Origin of the sequence: Microcoleus sp. K5-D4, assembly GCF_036704575.1 — a bacterium.
Taxonomy (GTDB): Bacteria; Cyanobacteriota; Cyanobacteriia; order Cyanobacteriales; family Microcoleaceae; genus Microcoleus.
In genome coordinates this window covers 65,398-81,595 of sequence record NZ_JAUBSD010000018.1, presented here as the reverse complement: position 1 = coordinate 81,595, position 16,198 = coordinate 65,398, and the positions used below count along the sequence as shown (strand labels likewise).

The 16,198-nt window shown below is 45.2% G+C and carries 18 protein-coding genes and 1 other RNA gene; 3 read left to right on the top strand and 16 right to left on the bottom strand.

The genetic code is table 11. The annotated features are described in order from the left end of the window. Positions 1-18: 18 nt before the first annotated feature. From QUA77_RS08485 to QUA77_RS08420, 14 genes are all read right to left on the bottom strand, one after another. Complete coding sequence (locus QUA77_RS08485) at positions 19-1,752, bottom strand: DEAD/DEAH box helicase family protein (RefSeq protein ID WP_333449829.1); 1,734 nt, start codon at positions 1,750-1,752, stop codon at positions 19-21. 3 nt (positions 1,753-1,755) lie between these two features. Next, a complete protein-coding gene (locus tag QUA77_RS08480) occupies positions 1,756-2,307 on the bottom strand; it encodes an endonuclease/exonuclease/phosphatase family protein (RefSeq protein WP_333449831.1) in 552 nt (183 codons plus the stop codon). Between the two features lie 163 nt (positions 2,308-2,470). Continuing rightward, positions 2,471-2,596 carry a hypothetical protein gene (locus QUA77_RS08475; protein ID WP_333449828.1) on the bottom strand — a complete coding sequence of 42 codons (126 nt, stop codon included), beginning with the start codon at positions 2,594-2,596 and terminating at the stop codon, positions 2,471-2,473. A gap of 228 nt (positions 2,597-2,824) precedes the next feature. Next, the gene (locus QUA77_RS08470; RefSeq protein ID WP_333040698.1) at positions 2,825-3,295 is read right to left on the bottom strand and encodes a DNA phosphorothioation-associated protein 4; all 471 of its coding nucleotides are present in this window, start codon (positions 3,293-3,295) and stop codon (positions 2,825-2,827) included. A gap of 92 nt (positions 3,296-3,387) precedes the next feature. Then, the gene (locus tag QUA77_RS08465) at positions 3,388-3,708 is read right to left on the bottom strand and encodes a nucleoside triphosphate pyrophosphohydrolase (RefSeq protein ID WP_333449827.1); all 321 of its coding nucleotides are present in this window, start codon (positions 3,706-3,708) and stop codon (positions 3,388-3,390) included. 12 nt (positions 3,709-3,720) lie between these two features. Further along, the gene (locus QUA77_RS08460; protein WP_333449826.1) at positions 3,721-4,377 is read right to left on the bottom strand and encodes a Uma2 family endonuclease; all 657 of its coding nucleotides are present in this window, start codon (positions 4,375-4,377) and stop codon (positions 3,721-3,723) included. Then, the gene (locus tag QUA77_RS08455; protein ID WP_333449825.1) at positions 4,367-6,433 is read right to left on the bottom strand and encodes an AAA family ATPase; all 2,067 of its coding nucleotides are present in this window, start codon (positions 6,431-6,433) and stop codon (positions 4,367-4,369) included. Before QUA77_RS08455 ends, QUA77_RS08460 begins: the two co-directional genes overlap by 11 nt. Beyond that, positions 6,430-6,705, bottom strand: coding sequence for a hypothetical protein (locus QUA77_RS08450; RefSeq protein WP_333040705.1), 276 nt, complete (start codon positions 6,703-6,705; stop codon positions 6,430-6,432). Before QUA77_RS08450 ends, QUA77_RS08455 begins: the two co-directional genes overlap by 4 nt. A gap of 86 nt (positions 6,706-6,791) precedes the next feature. Beyond that, entirely contained in the window at positions 6,792-8,138 is a 1,347-nt protein-coding gene (locus QUA77_RS08445; protein WP_333040731.1) for a DNA phosphorothioation system restriction enzyme, read from the bottom strand. Between the two features lie 90 nt (positions 8,139-8,228). Next, positions 8,229-8,804, bottom strand: coding sequence for a Uma2 family endonuclease (locus QUA77_RS08440; protein WP_333040707.1), 576 nt, complete (start codon positions 8,802-8,804; stop codon positions 8,229-8,231). Positions 8,805-8,838: 34 nt separating this feature from the next. Next, positions 8,839-9,282, bottom strand: a complete 444-nt coding sequence (locus QUA77_RS08435; protein WP_333040709.1) for a hypothetical protein — start codon at positions 9,280-9,282, stop codon at positions 8,839-8,841. A gap of 197 nt (positions 9,283-9,479) precedes the next feature. Then, complete coding sequence (locus tag QUA77_RS08430; RefSeq protein ID WP_333040711.1) at positions 9,480-9,860, bottom strand: phasin-related domain-containing protein; 381 nt, start codon at positions 9,858-9,860, stop codon at positions 9,480-9,482. 23 nt (positions 9,861-9,883) lie between these two features. Continuing rightward, an RNA gene (ffs, locus tag QUA77_RS08425) (signal recognition particle sRNA small type) lies at positions 9,884-9,980 on the bottom strand. Between the two features lie 23 nt (positions 9,981-10,003). Beyond that, positions 10,004-10,270, bottom strand: a complete 267-nt coding sequence (locus QUA77_RS08420) for a YciI family protein (RefSeq protein WP_265234333.1) — start codon at positions 10,268-10,270, stop codon at positions 10,004-10,006. A gap of 120 nt (positions 10,271-10,390) precedes the next feature. Between QUA77_RS08420 and QUA77_RS08415 the strand changes: the two genes are divergently transcribed. Continuing rightward, positions 10,391-10,945, top strand: coding sequence for a 2'-5' RNA ligase family protein (locus tag QUA77_RS08415; RefSeq protein ID WP_333449824.1), 555 nt, complete (start codon positions 10,391-10,393; stop codon positions 10,943-10,945). A 135-nt stretch (positions 10,946-11,080) separates the two neighbouring features. On the opposite strand, the gene QUA77_RS08410 is transcribed toward QUA77_RS08415, so the two are convergent. Next, positions 11,081-11,767 (bottom strand): ComF family protein, encoded by a 687-nt coding sequence (locus tag QUA77_RS08410; RefSeq protein ID WP_333060981.1) that lies wholly within the window; start codon positions 11,765-11,767, stop codon positions 11,081-11,083. Between the two features lie 72 nt (positions 11,768-11,839). On the opposite strand from QUA77_RS08410, the gene QUA77_RS08405 reads away from it, so the two are divergent. Further along, positions 11,840-14,326, top strand: a complete 2,487-nt coding sequence (locus QUA77_RS08405) for a putative PEP-binding protein (protein ID WP_333449823.1) — start codon at positions 11,840-11,842, stop codon at positions 14,324-14,326. Between the two features lie 426 nt (positions 14,327-14,752). After that, positions 14,753-15,199 (top strand): hypothetical protein, encoded by a 447-nt coding sequence (locus QUA77_RS08400; RefSeq protein WP_333449822.1) that lies wholly within the window; start codon positions 14,753-14,755, stop codon positions 15,197-15,199. Positions 15,200-15,468: 269 nt separating this feature from the next. Here the strand turns inward: QUA77_RS08400 and QUA77_RS08395 are convergent, their stop codons facing one another. Beyond that, positions 15,469-15,756 (bottom strand): RNA-binding protein, encoded by a 288-nt coding sequence (locus QUA77_RS08395; RefSeq protein ID WP_333040719.1) that lies wholly within the window; start codon positions 15,754-15,756, stop codon positions 15,469-15,471. Positions 15,757-16,198 lie beyond the last annotated feature (442 nt).

Sequence of the window (16,198 nt, the reverse complement as noted above, 5' to 3'; positions counted from 1 at the left end):
TTGCTTTCTATTATGCCATCAACTTGGCAAGGCAATTATCTCAGTATTTATACTCATTGCAAAACTGGGATGCTCCCTTAAATTGTGGGTGGTGTCCGCCAGGGGAGTTAAAAGTGACTCCAACGTTTCGAGTTTTCTTTGGGCTGTGGCAATCAGGCGCGATCGCTGAATTAATAAAGCCTCAATTCCCGTTGCAGGTGCTTCTAAATCAACATTATTTCCCAATATACGGGCAATCTTGACCGTCAATTCATAATAGCGATCGAATTCATCATCAGTTAGTGCAATGAGTTGCGGATAATAGCAATAAGGACAAAGCACCTTATCTTGAAGCGCATCGCGGAGGGTATAATGAACTAAAGTCGATCCAAAATAATCAGTTATTGCCTCAGTGCCCACAGTATCAAACCCGCGTTGTGGTGTAGCCGAAAGCCCCAGTCTGTAGGTAGCATTTTCTGGCAAACAAGTCCGCAACTGCTGGGTTCCCAAATTATGCACTTCATCTACAATTAACAAAAAGCGACGAGAAACTTTGCCGATTTGATGTTGAAATAAATCGGAAGCAAAGGTAGCATTTGAAGTAATAATGCTAGCTAGTGGTCGAGTTCCCGCAGTTAAATTATAGAGTCTAACTGCTAATTCTCCTTGCCATTTAGTGTAACTGACTGCACAGGGTAAAGGGTCGAGTCCAAAACGTTCTGCTTCTGCTATCCACTGAGTAACGAGGTGAAGGTAAGGACAGACAATTACAATAAATAAGGGCGAACCAATATACTCATAAAGCAAGCTAGCAGTAGCTAAGGCAGTAATCGTTTTACCGTTACCTGTTGCCATTTCCAAAATTCCCAGTCCCGCATTCGCAAACCATTCTTGTATCGCTTGGCGTTGGTGTTTCCGTAAAGTAATATCGCTAGGAATTTTGAGGGTTTCAGGTGGCTTTTTGGCAGCGTAGTTCACGTTATAACTTCCCTTACTTTCTGAAGCATAAGGCGGTTTCGGTTTGTATGGCAATCCGGGTTCGATCGCAGGAGGCCGCTCGGGCCGCAGTCGCAAGAGCGATTTTTTAGCCGCTTCGGGAAACTCGATTACCTCCACATTCGGCGTCTCGTTCTCCCACAACTTCTGAAAATTTTCGGCTTTTTTTAATGCCCGTTCTCTCACTCCCAGATGCCAAGAACAAAAAACATCAATACATTCAAAATTATCAATTAAAGCAGTTGAGCTTTCGTTGGCAGAGCCCGTGAAAGCAACGATATTGTTTTCGCGATCGCCAAAGATCCCTAATTTTTCGTGATAAATTCCCTGGCGGCGAATCTCTTTAGTAACAGCTAGTTTTATTTCGAGGATGTTTTGACTCAATAACCAAGCCAAACAAGCCCAGCGATCTCGAACAATTCCCTCAAATTCTTTATCTAATTCTCGCAGAACAGCACTGACAATAACTTCTTCTTTTTGTCGCATTCCTTGCACGATCGCCTCCGCATCTTCTGGGGACAAATGTGGAGAAGCCACGAGCTGCATCTTGCCACCCACTCGAATCAATGCTGTCAGTCCTTTGGCGGCGGCTGCCATTGAAGTGCTGGAGAAAAAACCAACGGCTCGCTTGTAAACTGTAGCCTTTTCCAAACAAGGAATGTAAAATTCTTGGATTAGATCGCAGCGATCGCTCCGGTACTCATCTTGAATCGCTAAATCTCTCAAGCTCAACGCCGCACCCTCCAAATCCCCGCTAATTTTTCTAGTATAGACCAATTCTCACAATCTGGCTTCCTTTAACAAAATAAGTTCTGCTCCTACAGGCAAATGATCGGACTCCGTTGCCTCCAAAACCGAACTCGATTTAGCACCCCAATGCTTTGAATACCAAATATAATCAATCCGGAAAACGGGATAATTTAATCTCCAATTCGACCTTTTTACTAAGAATTTAAGTTCCCAACCGTGAGGCCAGGTAAAACCAAACCCAAATCCAGCTTTTCGGAAAGAATCTTGCATGACTTTCTGCACCCTGTCATAGTCTTGGGTTTCGTCTGTCATATTAAAATCGCCCGCGACAATTACTGGCAGAGTTTCTCGCTCAACTCGCTGCACTAAGTCTTGAATTTCAGGCGATCGTTTGCCATATTTGTAAACTGGAATTTTGAGAAAACGCCCGATGTTATATCTCTTAAACCAGGGCCCGGTAGCTTGCATATTGTAAATCACTACTTCTTGTTCGTTAAATTTAATAATTGCGCGCTGCTGCGTTTCTGGATGGCCGGCTAAGTGCAGTATTTCGCTCGATACAATCGGATATTTACTGAGAATTCCTACAGGGGGAGTGCCAATTTGATAGGGGTAGTCTGCTTTTAACCAGGTGAAAGCTCTTTCGGTATGTTTCCTAACGATTTATTGTAAAAATATAATATCGGGTTTTTGCTTCTGAATCAGTTTAAATAAAGTAGGTGACTGAGTTTTATGCCAACTGAGGTTATGGGATAAAATTTTGATGCTGGGCTGCGAATTTGTGATGTTGATGGGTGCGGGAGAAAAGTATTTGACGTGCAGCCAACTTATTAGAAGAATGCACGCGATCGCCGAAATAATAGTGAACCATCTTTTTTTTATAATTAACAATCCGATGAGGGGAAGCAGGAAAGTAGGGAAGAAAATTAAGGGAATAAAAGTGGTAATTAAGGCAATAATCGACAGTCTATCCCAAAAGATTAGGTTGAGAATGAAATAGCAGATAATAAATGCTGAGTAACTGTAAGCAAGAAAATTTGCTGATTTCTTTAAGCATCTCTTGATTATATCTTTTGGGATGTGCTTCATTGGGAACCTATTAAAATAAAAACTTGCTTAAATCGAATTCTTCATTTGACCGATGTTGGTTGTCTCTTTCAGAAATCAAAACCAACAAAAGGCGATCGGTATAATCCGCCGCACCCCGCAACTCTTCGCGCAAAATTTCCAGTCCACCATTAGCATATTCTTCAAAAATTTGCAAGCGTTCTGCTTCCAATTTTTCGTCGAGATGGGAGAGAATTTGAGGATTTTTGGTTTCGGCGATCGCAATTAATTTAATCGCCATATCGTAACCCCGGGATACAAAAATATCAACATCGATCGCACCCGGTTCTCGTTTAGAAATTTCCCCCAAAGGCGATCGTTTTTTCCGCTGATTTCCCAACGCTGCGGCAAACGCGATGACATCGGCGTAAGTCTGAAATGGCGCGGAGTTGTTATCCGATAAAGTTAATGATTTGACTAACTCGGCTTTATCTTTAGCAATTCTAATTTTGTTAGCACCCATTGGGATTAATATGTACTTTTTAACTGAGTAATTTGATTGATAGAGTAACCGCAGATTAGAGGCAGATAAACACAGATTAACGCAGATAATTTTCAGAATGTCCGCAATAACATAATTTTTTGGGCAAAACCTCCTCTTGCTTCCCGCCGCTTCGTTTGTTCGTCCAAAAGTCGATCGCCCGAAATGCCAAAACTCACCATCACCGCATCTATCACCTCATACAAATCGGCCAATTCCGCCACCAAATCTTGCTCGTGGGCCTCCGCCGCTTCCCCCGCTTCTTCAATCAATTTCTGCCGCAAAGCTTGACGGTATTCTGCCTCCGACAAAATTACAACCTCGCATTCATTCCCACTTTGGCGAATAATTTCAGGAATGCGATCGCGCACCAATTTATGATACTCTTTTTCCACGTCAAACTCCTTTCAAGCTTGACTAAAAGTTTGAATCAACCAGCGATTAATTTCCCCATCATCTTGGGTTTGACTCCGGTTCAAAGCTTCCTCAACTAACCGGATTTCCAGTCCAGGCAAAACCCGCGACTCTTGAATTCTCCCGCTACCTCCGCCATTAATCGCAAACGCAAAAACCTCCCGCGTGTTTGCACGTTCAACCCAATATTCACTAATTCCTGCATTTTCGTAAAGCAACCGCTTACTGCCTAAATCATCGTTAAAAGAAGATGCACCAATTTCTATTACCAAATTAGGCGGATCGTATTCATCCAAATCAACAGGTGAGTTGCTGTCATTAGGAGGAACTCTCAAATCTGAACCGATGTAGTAAGCTAAATCAGGTTGAAACTCGCGAATACCTGATTTCCTAAAACTGGCATTAGCAAATTGAACTACTCGGATATTTCTCAATGTAGCAAACAGAATAACTACATACGGGATGATTGAATTATGACGCGCGTGCAATGGCCCTACTGGTGACATTTCTACCCTCATGTGTTCTTGATAATAATAAAAATTGCCCTTTTCCCATGCTGAATCCTCAGCAAAATTCAGAAACTCTTCCCACGTCGCCTTCACCCAAATATCCGTTTCCAAAACTTGCGTAATTGCCGAATTAGAAGCCATAATCCACCTCTACAATTTCCGTATATTCAAATTCATTTGGACTGCGCCTAACTAAAGGATAGCGCGTCCCGCCCAGTTCGATCGCATCTTCTTCACAATCAGCTTTCGGAGAATTGTACACCAGCACGTATTCCCTACCGATGCAACTTTCCATCTCTTGAGCAACTTCTCCGCGCCACTGAGTTTTAGTTACCAAAACTACCAATTGATTCGCCAACTTCGGCAGCTTATTGGCGATTTGCTTCCGATAAATCTCGTCCAAACTGCCAAAGGGAGAATCCATCACAATTGGAAAGGTACTGCTATCCGGGCCCATCAAAGTATTCTTTTGACTCCACTCACGCACGCCCTCAATAATTCCGCCGATAAACGACAAACTGAGAATTTGATTTTCTCCTGTAGAAGCGGCAACCAAAGATTCTTTACCCGACGTATTTTCTACTAGCGTCAGTTCGTATTTATCGCTCAACTTGGGGATGTAAGGAGTAAACGAAATTTGACTAAAAATATCTTGCACCCGCTTTTCTAACTGAGAACAAAACTGTTTTTCTAAGCGCGATCGCACTTCAGTTAGGCGATCGATCGCATCCTGAGTCGCAGCAATCCGGCGCTGGGCTAATACTTGCCTTTGCTCATTCAGTTGCTGCTTGTCGATTTGCTTGTCCAGATTCGCGATCGACGCATTCAAACTCTCAATCTGCTGCTGGTTAGAGCCTGTTTCCCGGTGCAAATCGCCAATTTTGGCCTCAATTTCATCCAAGCGCTTTTGCAAGCGGCTGACATCGCCGTCAGGAAAATTTCGCAGTTTGTTGTGAATATCGTCTAGCTGATTTTCCACCCTAGAAAGTTCGGTTCTGTCGCGGCTGATATTGCCTTGCTGTCGGTCAATTTCCTCCCAAAAATCAGCCACTTGCCTATCAATTTCATTTACCCGATCGCTAATCCGAATAGTTGTTTCTTCCACATCCCCAACACCCGCCTTATCCATCCAACCGCTAACCTGTTGGCGAGATTCAGAACCCTCCACTAATTCCGCACCGCAGATACACCGCTGCTGCGCTAATAACTCTTCCAAAAACGGCCGCTGAATCCCCGAAAGCAACTCGCCTTTTTCTCGTAAACCCCCGACAATCACTTGAAATTCAGCCGCCGCATCTGACAGAAATACCCCGTAACCTCGCATAGAAATTGAGCGTTTGAGAGCATCTGTAGCTTGTGCAATTTGTTGCTTAAATAAACTTTTCTGCATTTCCAATTCGTCTCGCAACTTTTGCAAATCGGCCGCACCGCTAAGTTCCAACAAATTACCATTAACTGCTTTTTTTAACTCCCCTTGGTTCGCCAATTCCCGCTCGATTTCTACTTGTCTGCTCGCAAGTTGCTCAGCTTCTTGCTCAATCTTTTGCTTGTCTTTTAAAAGTTTCTTCGTTTCAGCATTCCCAATTATATTTAAATCTGTCTCTAGAGATTTTTTCGCTTCTCCTAAATGCCGGATCGAGCGATTCAACACTTCTACCCCCAGCAACTCCTTAGTAGCTTCCGCAATTTCTGCCTTCTTGTCATAGCGGACAATCTGCTCGATTCGCTCCCCATCAAAAAAGAAATATTTATGTAAACTTTCCGGCAAAATCCGCCCGATAATATCATCGGGATGCTGATCCGGCTTCAGCCACAGACCGTTATCTTTGGCTACACTCAGAAACAATTCAGCCTTGCCATGTTCTACAGTATTTTCACTTTTATAAGCACGACAGATGCGTTTTGCTTGGTAGCGCGTGCTGTCGTGTTCAAACACAATTTCCGCCCAACAACCTACGGCTTTTCCCATTTCCGCCTCGGCCAGAGCGCGCTTGTTTACTAATTGTTCTTCTGCCGCAAAAGCCGCGCTAAATTGTCCGTAAAGTACCCACGTAAAGGCATTCATTAAAGCCGTTTTTCCAGCGCCGTTATTACCGTGAATTACTGTAATATTTTGCCCGCCCCAAGCTAGTCTAATTTCGGGGCTTTTGCCGTAAAATTGACGAAAGTTGCACAGAGTAATTGAGATTAACTTCATACAATTGCTTCCTTAATGATTTTTAAAATGTCATCGTTAATGTGGCGGGGAGCTCTCATGTACAACTTATCTTTTTCAATTTCCAATACCCGCTCAATAATTTGTCGGACTTCCGGCGGCGCGCTAGTAATAGGTTGCTGTACGTCGCTGAATTCCTGATGAGTTTGATAAGAAGAACGTTTTTCTGCTAAAATGCTTGTCGGTAAGGCTGCGATCGCACTATCTTCATATCTAAATGCCATAATCAGATTTTCATTCAGATTTTCAGTCATTTTTTTTTCAAATATTAAAAACTAGCAACTCAAACTGCGCTCAAATAATTCTCTATTCTCAAACATAAACCGAACCTTAATAAATGTCAAATGTCTAATAGCCCGTAACGCTTCTGAAGTTGCAACAATTTGACTCTAGCTTCCCCAGCATTGTCGGCTAAATCGGCAAATTCCAAGAACCGCTTCAACTCTTTTCGCAGCAAATTGCGCTCGACTTCTAAGGTTTCTCTGCCCAAATCAGGAGGCAAAACTATCATGTCAAATAAAGTTGCCCTTTCCTTCCCCGGATGCGGCCGCAAAATTCGTCCCCGGCGCTGAATAAACTGGCGCGGATTGCTGCTGCTTGCTAAAATTACAGCATTGCGAATTGCCGGAATATCCACGCCTTCATCCAAACACCGAATTGCTACCAAACCTTGCAATTCTCCACTCTCAAATTGCTGGCGCAATCGTTCTCTTTCTGCTAAAGGAGTTGCCGCAGTATAAGTGTTAACTCGGTAGCCTAATTCTGAACCCAATAACTTCGCGGTTTCTGTTAGTTGGCGGTTGTTATTTCGGCGCGCACTTCCTTCGATCGCACCGTCGCCGCAGTAAAATAAAGTATGGGCTGTGTCGAGACGGTGAATCATTAATTCTCGCAAAGCTGTTAATTTATTAGCCGCCGCTCCAATCAACCGGGCTCGCTGCATCAATAAAGTCGTTAAAGCATCGTTTTCTTCTACTTTTTCATCGCCCCAAAGCGCCCAGCCAATCTTTTGAGTTAAGCGGGAATACTTGCGGGTTTCGGCTTCGGTCAATTCTACTAAAATTGGATAGTATAAATAATGTACTAATGCTTTTTGGCGGATGGCGTCGGCTAAGGTGAGTTCCGGCTGCAAAACAGGGCCGAAATAATCTAAAATAGCTTCGGTTCCCTGTTCGTCGAAATGCCTTTCTGGGGTGGCGGAAAGGGCGAGTCGCAGTCCAATATTGCGCGGCAAACTTTCTCCTAAACGGGGCGCGCCTAAGTTGTGAACTTCGTCTCCAATAATCAGGGTTTTTTCTGGGAAATAGCGCAGTTGCGATCGCAAACTATCTCCCATTAAGGTAGCATTGGTAGTGATGATGGTGAGAAATGCTCGCTCGCCCGATCGCACTTCATACAAACCCGCAGCCAGCTTGTTTTGCCAACTGCGGGCGCTATCAAAAGCCAAAATAGGTTTTAAACCAAATTTCTCGGATTCGCGCGCCCACTGATTCACCAGGTGGCAGTAAGGGCAAATTACGAGCAGGACTTGCAGGTTAATTTTATTGTATAATTCAGTGGCGATCGCCAGCGCAGTAATCGTCTTGCCGCTACCCGTCGCCATCTTCAGTGTACCGCGTCCCTGATTCGCAAACCAATTAGCAACCGCCACTCGCTGATACTGTCGCAATTGCAGCGATGGCGGCATTTTCGGAAACCCAAATTGCGAATTATTAGCCGTTGAGCGATTCACCTTTAAATGTGGTTAGATGCAAAATTCCCTATACTCAACTGTAACTCACGGGCGATCGAAACTTAACAGCCCAAACAAATCCGCCGCCGACATTTGCAAACCCGACAGCACATCGAGCACAGGTAAAATGTCCTGATTCTCCTTCGCCTCTGGTTGCTGCTGCGGTTTAAAAACAAGAACTAATTTTTCTTCCGGGTCAATCAACCAACCCAGTTTAGCATTGTGATTTAAGCAAAACAAAATATTATTAATGACCCGAGTTGGATTTTGATCCGGCGATAAAATCTCAATTGTCCAATCCGGCACAATTTCAAACCTATTTTCTATTTCTCCATTAGCATTGATAGGAATGCGCGACCACTCAAACACGGCAATATCTGGAACAAGAGAACGTCCCCCAAAAGTGCAGCGCAATTCTGGAAACGCATAAGCTAACTTCTGCGGTTTGCCAACTCGATTAATAACAGATGGAAACTCGAATTGTAACGTACTGTGTTTTCCTTGGGGCATAGCTTTTTGATAAATTTGACCGTCAACATACTCGCTAGCCGGCTTAGTCTCTGGCAATAGCAGAAACTCTTCCAGAGAAATCTTTGACGGAGACTGAATTGACGTTACCATAAGCTATTAACCCCTCAACAACTCAACTGGGCCATTAAAAATCTGCATCGCCGTCTGTTTCCCAATCAGCACAACTCTCCGATTCCACACCAGTAGGGTGCATCGCACAAACCAACAAATTTCCCCCGTAAACTTGACCGTGATAGTTGCGACAACCGCGACAAGCCGGCTGCTGCGTCGGCGAAGGGTCTACATAAGTCACCATCGACAAATCTATCTCATCAAATTGCGGGTCGAAGTCGCGGCAAATTTCAATTATCGGTTCGATAAATTCATTCAATAAACCGTCAAATTCATTGAAATAACCGTCAATGTCGTTAATCAGATTATTTTGTACTTGTTCAGTAAACTCTTCCGACATTTTTGCCAAAACGTCCAGCATTTCGACAAACTCTTCGCCCATTTCGCTGAAAAAATGCTCTACTTCAGAAACAGCATTTTCCATTGCTCCAAAAAAATCTTTAGACCAATCTTCCATGAATTTGACAGTTGGCTATTACAAAATATTTTACAGACAAGTGCAGCCAGCCTCAAGTGAAGTGCTTGCACCTACTTTCAATTCTATTACCTATTGCCTGATATCCGTCCACATCTGACAGGGGAGATATTCAAAAAGGGAACTCAAGAGTATTATCTGAGTTCCCTTCATGCTTTGCTGAGCGAGCTTTTTTGAGTTTAATCCCGCTTCAGCCGCCGCAATTCCTCTTGTAAATTCTGCACCTGTTCGCGGAGCTTGTCTACGCCGCCTGTCTCTTTAGCATCTTTTGCCGAGACATCTTCTTCCTCAGAAATAATTTCAATCCGCCGAGGTTCAGCCGGTTTTTCGTTCCCAGCCGATGCTACGGGGGGCTGCTGCTGAGCCTGTTGCACCATGTCATCAACAAAGCGGCGAGCTTCTTCCGTTGACATCTCACCACGCTTGACTAATTCGTCTGCCAGCTTTTGGGCTTCAGTGCGTAATTCAGTTAACTTGCTGCCAGCTTTTTCACCAGCGTAAGAAGCTAGCCCGACACCAAGGTAAACTGCTTTTTGTAAAATATCTCCGAAACCAGGCATAGGAGCTACACCTCATAAAACTGGGTGAACCGGAGACCACGCCTATTACAAGCATCCCGTGTTGCTGCTACCTTCCGGTCCTGACAAGATTTGGGCGTTGGAATCGCGTGGGTCCAGTTCATATATGAGTATAACACAGTTATTTATTCTTCAACCACACACCAGTGATAAATTTCATAAATAACGCAACCGTTCTTCACCAGCGGGTCTTCAGCGACGATCGCCTTCGCCTCATCCATCGAACCCGCCTCAAACATCAACATACCGCCGCCGCGCCGCGCCCAGTAGCCAGTTTTCGCTCGGTGTCCTTTAGAAATCAACTCTCGGACATAAGCTCTGTGAGCTGGCACGTATTGGTCAAAGACAGGCTTTTCGACAATTCCTTGCTCAATTTTGACAAACCAAGGCATTTTTATTTGGGATTTTTGATTTTATATTTTAGATTGGGAATGGGTGATCACCAATGGGATCTAGGGCAAATGCTCTATATTCCATTTTGCACCATCCTTTCTTAACTGCGATGTTATCCGATGAACCAGTCAAAAAAGCGATTTTTTATTGCCCTCGTGCCACCTCCCGATATTGAACAGCACATTACTGAGATTCAACAGTATTTTGCGGAACACTACAACAGCCGCAGTGCTTTGAAGTCGCCGCCGCACATCACGCTGCAACCTCCTTTTCACTCGTTAGCGGAGGATGTTCCCAAATTAGAGGAAAGTTTGAAGGAGTTTTCGGCAAATCGGCTGCCCATCGCCGTTACTCTATCCGGTTTTGCTGCTTTCGCGCCCCGCGTCATTTACGCTGATGTTGTCAAATCACCCGAATTGCTGGAAATTCACAAAGATTTGATGAGTTATTTGGAGACAAATTTGGGAATAGTCGATCGAGTTTCTCAGACTCGCCCATTTGTACCACATATGACAGTAGCCTTTCGCGATTTAACTAAAGAGAATTTTCAAACGGCTTGGTTGGAATTCTCCGGGCGATCGCTCCACTTTGAGTTTACCGCTTCGGCATTAACTTTGCTGCTTCACGACGGCAGCCGGTGGAACATCAGCAACCAATTCCCCCTTTCCGCCTAAACTCTCTCTCTTCTTTCTCTTCCTTCGCGGACTTCGCGTCTTCGCGGTTCGTTTTCCCAAAAAAATCTTATTAGCAAATCCTGAGAAATAACATTTCCTCACTACAAACCTGTTTAAAATTAAAGACAAAATAGCCTACCGATCGCTCTTATTCGGAGTTGCAAGTGCCACAGTTCCGTAAACCGAAATTCCCGACTGTTCCAATATTTTAATTGCCGACTTAACCGTAGTACCGCTAGTGTAAATATCATCAACTAACAGCACTCGATCGCGCGGGAGGCGACGACGAAAATCTTTCCCCAAACTTAAAGCATTTTTCATTTCTGCTTGGCGCTGCTGTGGCGTCAGAGCGAATAAAGCCTGAGTATTTTTCACCCGCTCCAAACCGTGTCGCTGCAAAGGCAAACCAGTCAGCTCGCAAAAACTTTCAGCCAACAGTTCCGCTTGGTTAAAACCGCGCTCCTTGACCTTTTCTTTGTGCATGGGAATCGGTACAACTGTTAGATTGTCTATAGCTAATTCCGGAAAACTCAGCCAAGCTTCTGCCAGCCAGCCGCCTAGAGGTTTGGCTAATTGCGGATTGCCGTCATATTTCAAAGCTGCGATCGCGCGTTTGAGAGCCCCGCCATACTCACCCCACACAAAAACACGCTGCTCAGAATTCCAAAATCGACCGGAATCGCTTAACTGACATCGCTGAAGTTGCTTGTGACAGTACAAACAAAACTCTCCGGCGGCCGGTCGCTGACAAAGAGGACAGTTAGACTTAAGAAATAGATTGAGAAAAGATTTGACCAATCCCGTCCATTGTCGCTTGTTCATCCTAAAATTGTCGTAAGTGATTAATGGGAAAAACTTTCAACTTCAATCAGTTTCCACCGACAGGCTCGCAGCGTGAAAAACCTCTACTGGTTAGACAAAATTCAACCTTCAGACAGAGATGCAGTGGGAGAAAAAGCATTTTACTTGAGCTGTTTGCTCCAGAAAAATCATCCTGTTGTACCGGGTTTTGTCGTACCGGCTACCACATTCTGGCAGTTTTTAGAGTCGATCGAGTGCCTAGAACCGCTGTTTGCTGACTGGCCACACTCTTCCCTGCACTTGAATGTCGATGAACCCAGACAACTGCAGTCGATCGCCCGCAGCATCCGCCACCAAATCCTCGCCGGCAAACTGCCAGATTCACTGCTCTCCACCCTAGAGTCTGCTGTTAGTCAACTCAACTCACAGTCAAACTTAAACTCCACAGCCTTAATTTTTCGCCCTTCCCTGACTTCCTGGAACCCGAAAACAGTCGGCATTCTGGAATCTCAGGCAGTACGGGCAGAACCAGAAGCCATTGGGGACGGACTCAAACGAGCTTGGGCAGAAATGTTCAGAGCCCGAAGTCTATTTTACTGGCAGCGGTGCGGCCTGCGGGTACAGCAAATCAATCCCGCAGTTTTGGTGCAGCCACTTCAAGAAGCGATCGCCGCAGGCGAGGTGAAAGCAAAGGCGGGCGCACAGTGGGAAATCCAAGCCACCAGCGGTTTGGGATTGTCCCTCGCTAGGGGAGAAACCATCCCCGATTACTATCAAGTGCAGCCAGAAACAAGCGCGGTTAAATTCCAGCGGATCGGTTACAAAACATTAGCCTACAATCTCAAAGTCGGCGATGGTGAACCGAAAAAAAAACTGCTGTTGGGCAAGTTTGCTGCTTTCCCAATTTCCGATTCTCCATTTATAATTCCTGATTTTGCTGATTGTTGCGTGCAAGTTTTAGCGCTGGGAGAGGAAGCACAAACAGAATATGTTTTAGAGGAATCGCAACTGCAAGAAATCATTGAATTGAGTAAAAAAGCTATCGCAGAATTTGACTCAGATTTAATTTTGGAGTGGACGCTAAACCAGACAGCAAACAGCGGCGAACGGCAGTTTTATTTCACTCAAGTTCGTCTTGTGAAAGGGGAAAAAGTCGCGGCGATAAAGGAAAATTCGATCGCCCTCCCGCAGCCAAACTCGATCGCCCCAGCCCGAACTCCTGCCATACTCAGAGGTGTGGCAGCAGCATCAGGAAAAGCCGAAGCAATTGCCCAAGTTATGACTAATTCCCACCCAGAAAACGCGGAATTCTTAGCCGGAGGCATTTTAGTAGCCCGGACAATCGAGCCGAATTGGCTGCCTTGGCTGAAGGTTGCTGCTGGGGTGGTGGCGGAACAAGGAGGTATGACAGGCCACGGCGCCATTTTAGCGAGAGAATTGGGGATTCCCGCCGTTGTGGGAGTGGCCGGGGCCACTCGGGCGATCGCCTCGGGCGATTCGGTTTTGGTAGACGGCGATAGCGGAGAAGTTTTTGCCCTCCCCCAACACGATGCGATCGAGACAGGAGACAGCGGCCGACTTCGGGACACAGCAAAAAAGACAAATATATACAGTACAGCAGCCAAAATGTCAATAGCCAAGCACCAATCTTCTATCTCCGATCGATCGTCCAATTGGGCGCCTAAATCTCGACAATCTGAGTCTACTCAATATGTTTGGGGCCCACCAACGGCGACTCAACTGCTAGTTAATGTCAGCCAAACAAGTTCGATTGACCGTCTCAAAAATCTGCCAATAGACGGCATCGGATTGCTGCGATCGGAATTAATGGCATTAGAAGCTTTGGACTGTCAAAACCCCAAAGTTTGGCTGCAAGACGGCCGCCAATCGGAATTTGTCGATCGCATGGCGGATTGCCTCAGCTTATTTGCTGCTGCCGTTTCGCCGCGGCCAATATTTTATCGCTCTCTCGATTTACGGGAGTCAGGTGCCGACGGCAGTTTCAGTTATACCTTTGAACCAGAATTATTTGATTGGGAACTCTGCGTACTTCAAAAAGTCTGCGAGTCAGGCCATACCAATGTTAATTTAATTTTGCCTTTCGTGCGCTCGGTTGACGAGTTTATATACTGCCGCCAGCGCTTAGAAAAAGTTTGGAAAAACCGCTCAACCGAGTTTCAAATGTGGATTATGGCGGAAGTTCCTTCGGTGTTATTTTTATTGCCCGATTACGTAAAAGCCGGAGTTCAAGGAATTTCTATCGGCACTAACGATTTAACCCAATTGCTATTAGGAGTTCACCGCAACTCCGACCAGGTAGCAGGTGCTTTCAACGGGCGCGATCGAGCAGTGATGAGGGCGATCGAACAATTAATCAAACAGGCCCGGGCCGCCGGCATTCCTTGCTCAATCTGCGGCGACGCTCCCGCATTGTATCCCGATACAGTGGAATCCTTCGTGCGGTGGGGAATTTCGTCTATTTCGGTCAATGTCGATGCTGCAGAACAAACTTCCAGGGCGATCGTCCGCGCCGAACAGCGCCTCCTGCTAGAAGCCGCTCGATCGATAATTAACAATTAACCACTTCCCGACTCCCTTGACCCCAGAAATCCGGTTTCTACTCTAAATCATAGCTTTGGCAAGCAGCCACCCGCTCAGAAATCGGATTTCTAGACAACCCGTGCGTCCAGGAATATTAACAACTACAGAAACCCGGTTTCTAATTATATAGCAACCGCCCAGATAGTGAGGACGTTTTTAATTGGTGAAGTTCTTGCTTTTATTGCTTTTACTGCTTCTTCCTTCTTCCTTCTATCCTTTACATCCGTTACCTCCGTTACATCCGTTAAATAATCCGTTGCCGAACTTCCTTCTTCCTTCTATCCTTTACATCCTTTACATCCGTTACATCCGTTAAATAATCCGTTGCCGAACTTCCTTCCACTAACATCCGATTTTAAAGCTAGGATAGAAATATCACCAACTCTTGACCCGGAGGTACAAACCGTGAAATCAAAAATTATTGCAACCGCAGCAATACTTGCCGCCCTGGCCTTTCTGCATCCTCACCCAGCATTATCTCAACCTGCAGCTGACGGTGGCAAAAAACCCGGATTCTGGCAACCTCAAGCGCAGGTTGACAATACTCGCAACATAACCCTCAGACTGTTAAATGAAACAGGATTAAACCTAGAATACGGTCAATCAGGTGCCAACTTGTCATCCTTGCCCGTCGGAACCAGCAAAAACATCATTGTTCGTATTAGCAATCGCACCGGCGATATTGCCAATATTCCCATTAATGCCACAGGAGGAAGCACAACTTTGAAATACGACTATAACGTTGACTCGCAGACAAACATTGTGACGATTCGCATCACCAGATCAGACCCCCGCACTAGGCAAGACCGGTCAGTTTATATTGATGAAAAAGGGCGAGTTTACTCTTTCTAAGACTAACGCTCATCAACCCGGTTTCTCCTGATAAATTTTGCTTTTAGCAGCAAGGTATCGCGGAAGAAATCGGGTTTCTAGATTAGCGTGCATAAATTCTGTCTTTCTCAAAAAATTATGGATCAAGTGCAGCCCACAAAGAATCGATGTTTTTGTGCAGCGGATTTGACATTGCATCCCCAAAATCAACTGCTGCTAGCAATTCGGCGCTAGTGGCGCACTGGTGCATCAGGTGGGTTTCGAGAGGATGTCAACCGCCGCATCGCCGACTAATATCCGTCGTTTCTCTTGAAACCTGCGCCTCGATTTGCCTCTTCTTTCGGTTTAGCTTTGTTCACTCGCAAGGGGCGCCCCATCCACTCTGCACCGTCTAATTCGGCAATTGCAGCGTCTTCTTGGGCATCCTCCATCATCTCAACAAATGCAAAACCGCGCATCCGACCGGTTTCCCTGTCGGTAGGCAAGACAACTCGCTTGACTGTGCCGTATTCTGCAAATACTGCTTTCAGGTCTTCTTCGGTGGCGCGGTAAGACAGATTTCCAATGTAGATAGTCATGTCGATCGAACTGAACTTGTTGTGCTATACATAATAACCTTTTAATTTAACTGTCAAGTGCTATCTGGCATACAACTGGGCGATCGACTTTGACTAAAAGGGTTTGCCGCACTGACCAACCCTTGGTACTGGCTGCAATAGTTAGCTTAATCAAAACTCATATTCTCACTCATCCGCAGGGCGAGTGAGAATATGAGTTTTGGGGCGGCGAGGACTCCTACCCCTGAACAATATTTGATTTTAATCAGATCACTGATGGGTGGGCGACGAATCACCAAGCATCTTCCGAAACAAAGCGACTAACAAAGTCTAATATATTAGGTTGCTTTGGAGCGCGAGCGTTGATATACCGGTTCTCAACTTTCGTGAGGTAGTTGGCAGTTAATTACCAATTCCCCACTTCTTCCATTCTTTAATCTACAATTTAAATCTGTACCTCATT

Coding starts and splice junctions, on each gene's coding strand:
- QUA77_RS08470 (WP_333040698.1), bottom strand. CDS start 3,295: ATGGGTGCTAACAAAATTAGAATTGCTAAAGATAAAGCCGAGTTAGTC.
- QUA77_RS08410 (WP_333060981.1), bottom strand. CDS start 11,767: ATGAACAAGCGACAATGGACGGGATTGGTCAAATCTTTTCTCAATCTA.
- QUA77_RS08395 (WP_333040719.1), bottom strand. CDS start 15,756: ATGACTATCTACATTGGAAATCTGTCTTACCGCGCCACCGAAGAAGAC.
- QUA77_RS08440 (WP_333040707.1), bottom strand. CDS start 8,804: ATGGTAACGTCAATTCAGTCTCCGTCAAAGATTTCTCTGGAAGAGTTT.
- QUA77_RS08450 (WP_333040705.1), bottom strand. CDS start 6,705: ATGACTGAAAATCTGAATGAAAATCTGATTATGGCATTTAGATATGAA.
- QUA77_RS08445 (WP_333040731.1), bottom strand. CDS start 8,138: ATGCCGCCATCGCTGCAATTGCGACAGTATCAGCGAGTGGCGGTTGCT.
- QUA77_RS08420 (WP_265234333.1), bottom strand. CDS start 10,270: ATGCCTTGGTTTGTCAAAATTGAGCAAGGAATTGTCGAAAAGCCTGTC.
- QUA77_RS08475 (WP_333449828.1), bottom strand. CDS start 2,596: ATGGTTCACTATTATTTCGGCGATCGCGTGCATTCTTCTAATAAGTTG.
- QUA77_RS08430 (WP_333040711.1), bottom strand. CDS start 9,860: ATGCCTGGTTTCGGAGATATTTTACAAAAAGCAGTTTACCTTGGTGTC.
- QUA77_RS08415 (WP_333449824.1), top strand. CDS start 10,391: ATGAACCAGTCAAAAAAGCGATTTTTTATTGCCCTCGTGCCACCTCCC.
- QUA77_RS08435 (WP_333040709.1), bottom strand. CDS start 9,282: ATGGAAGATTGGTCTAAAGATTTTTTTGGAGCAATGGAAAATGCTGTT.
- QUA77_RS08455 (WP_333449825.1), bottom strand. CDS start 6,433: ATGAAGTTAATCTCAATTACTCTGTGCAACTTTCGTCAATTTTACGGC.
- QUA77_RS08460 (WP_333449826.1), bottom strand. CDS start 4,377: ATGGCTTCTAATTCGGCAATTACGCAAGTTTTGGAAACGGATATTTGG.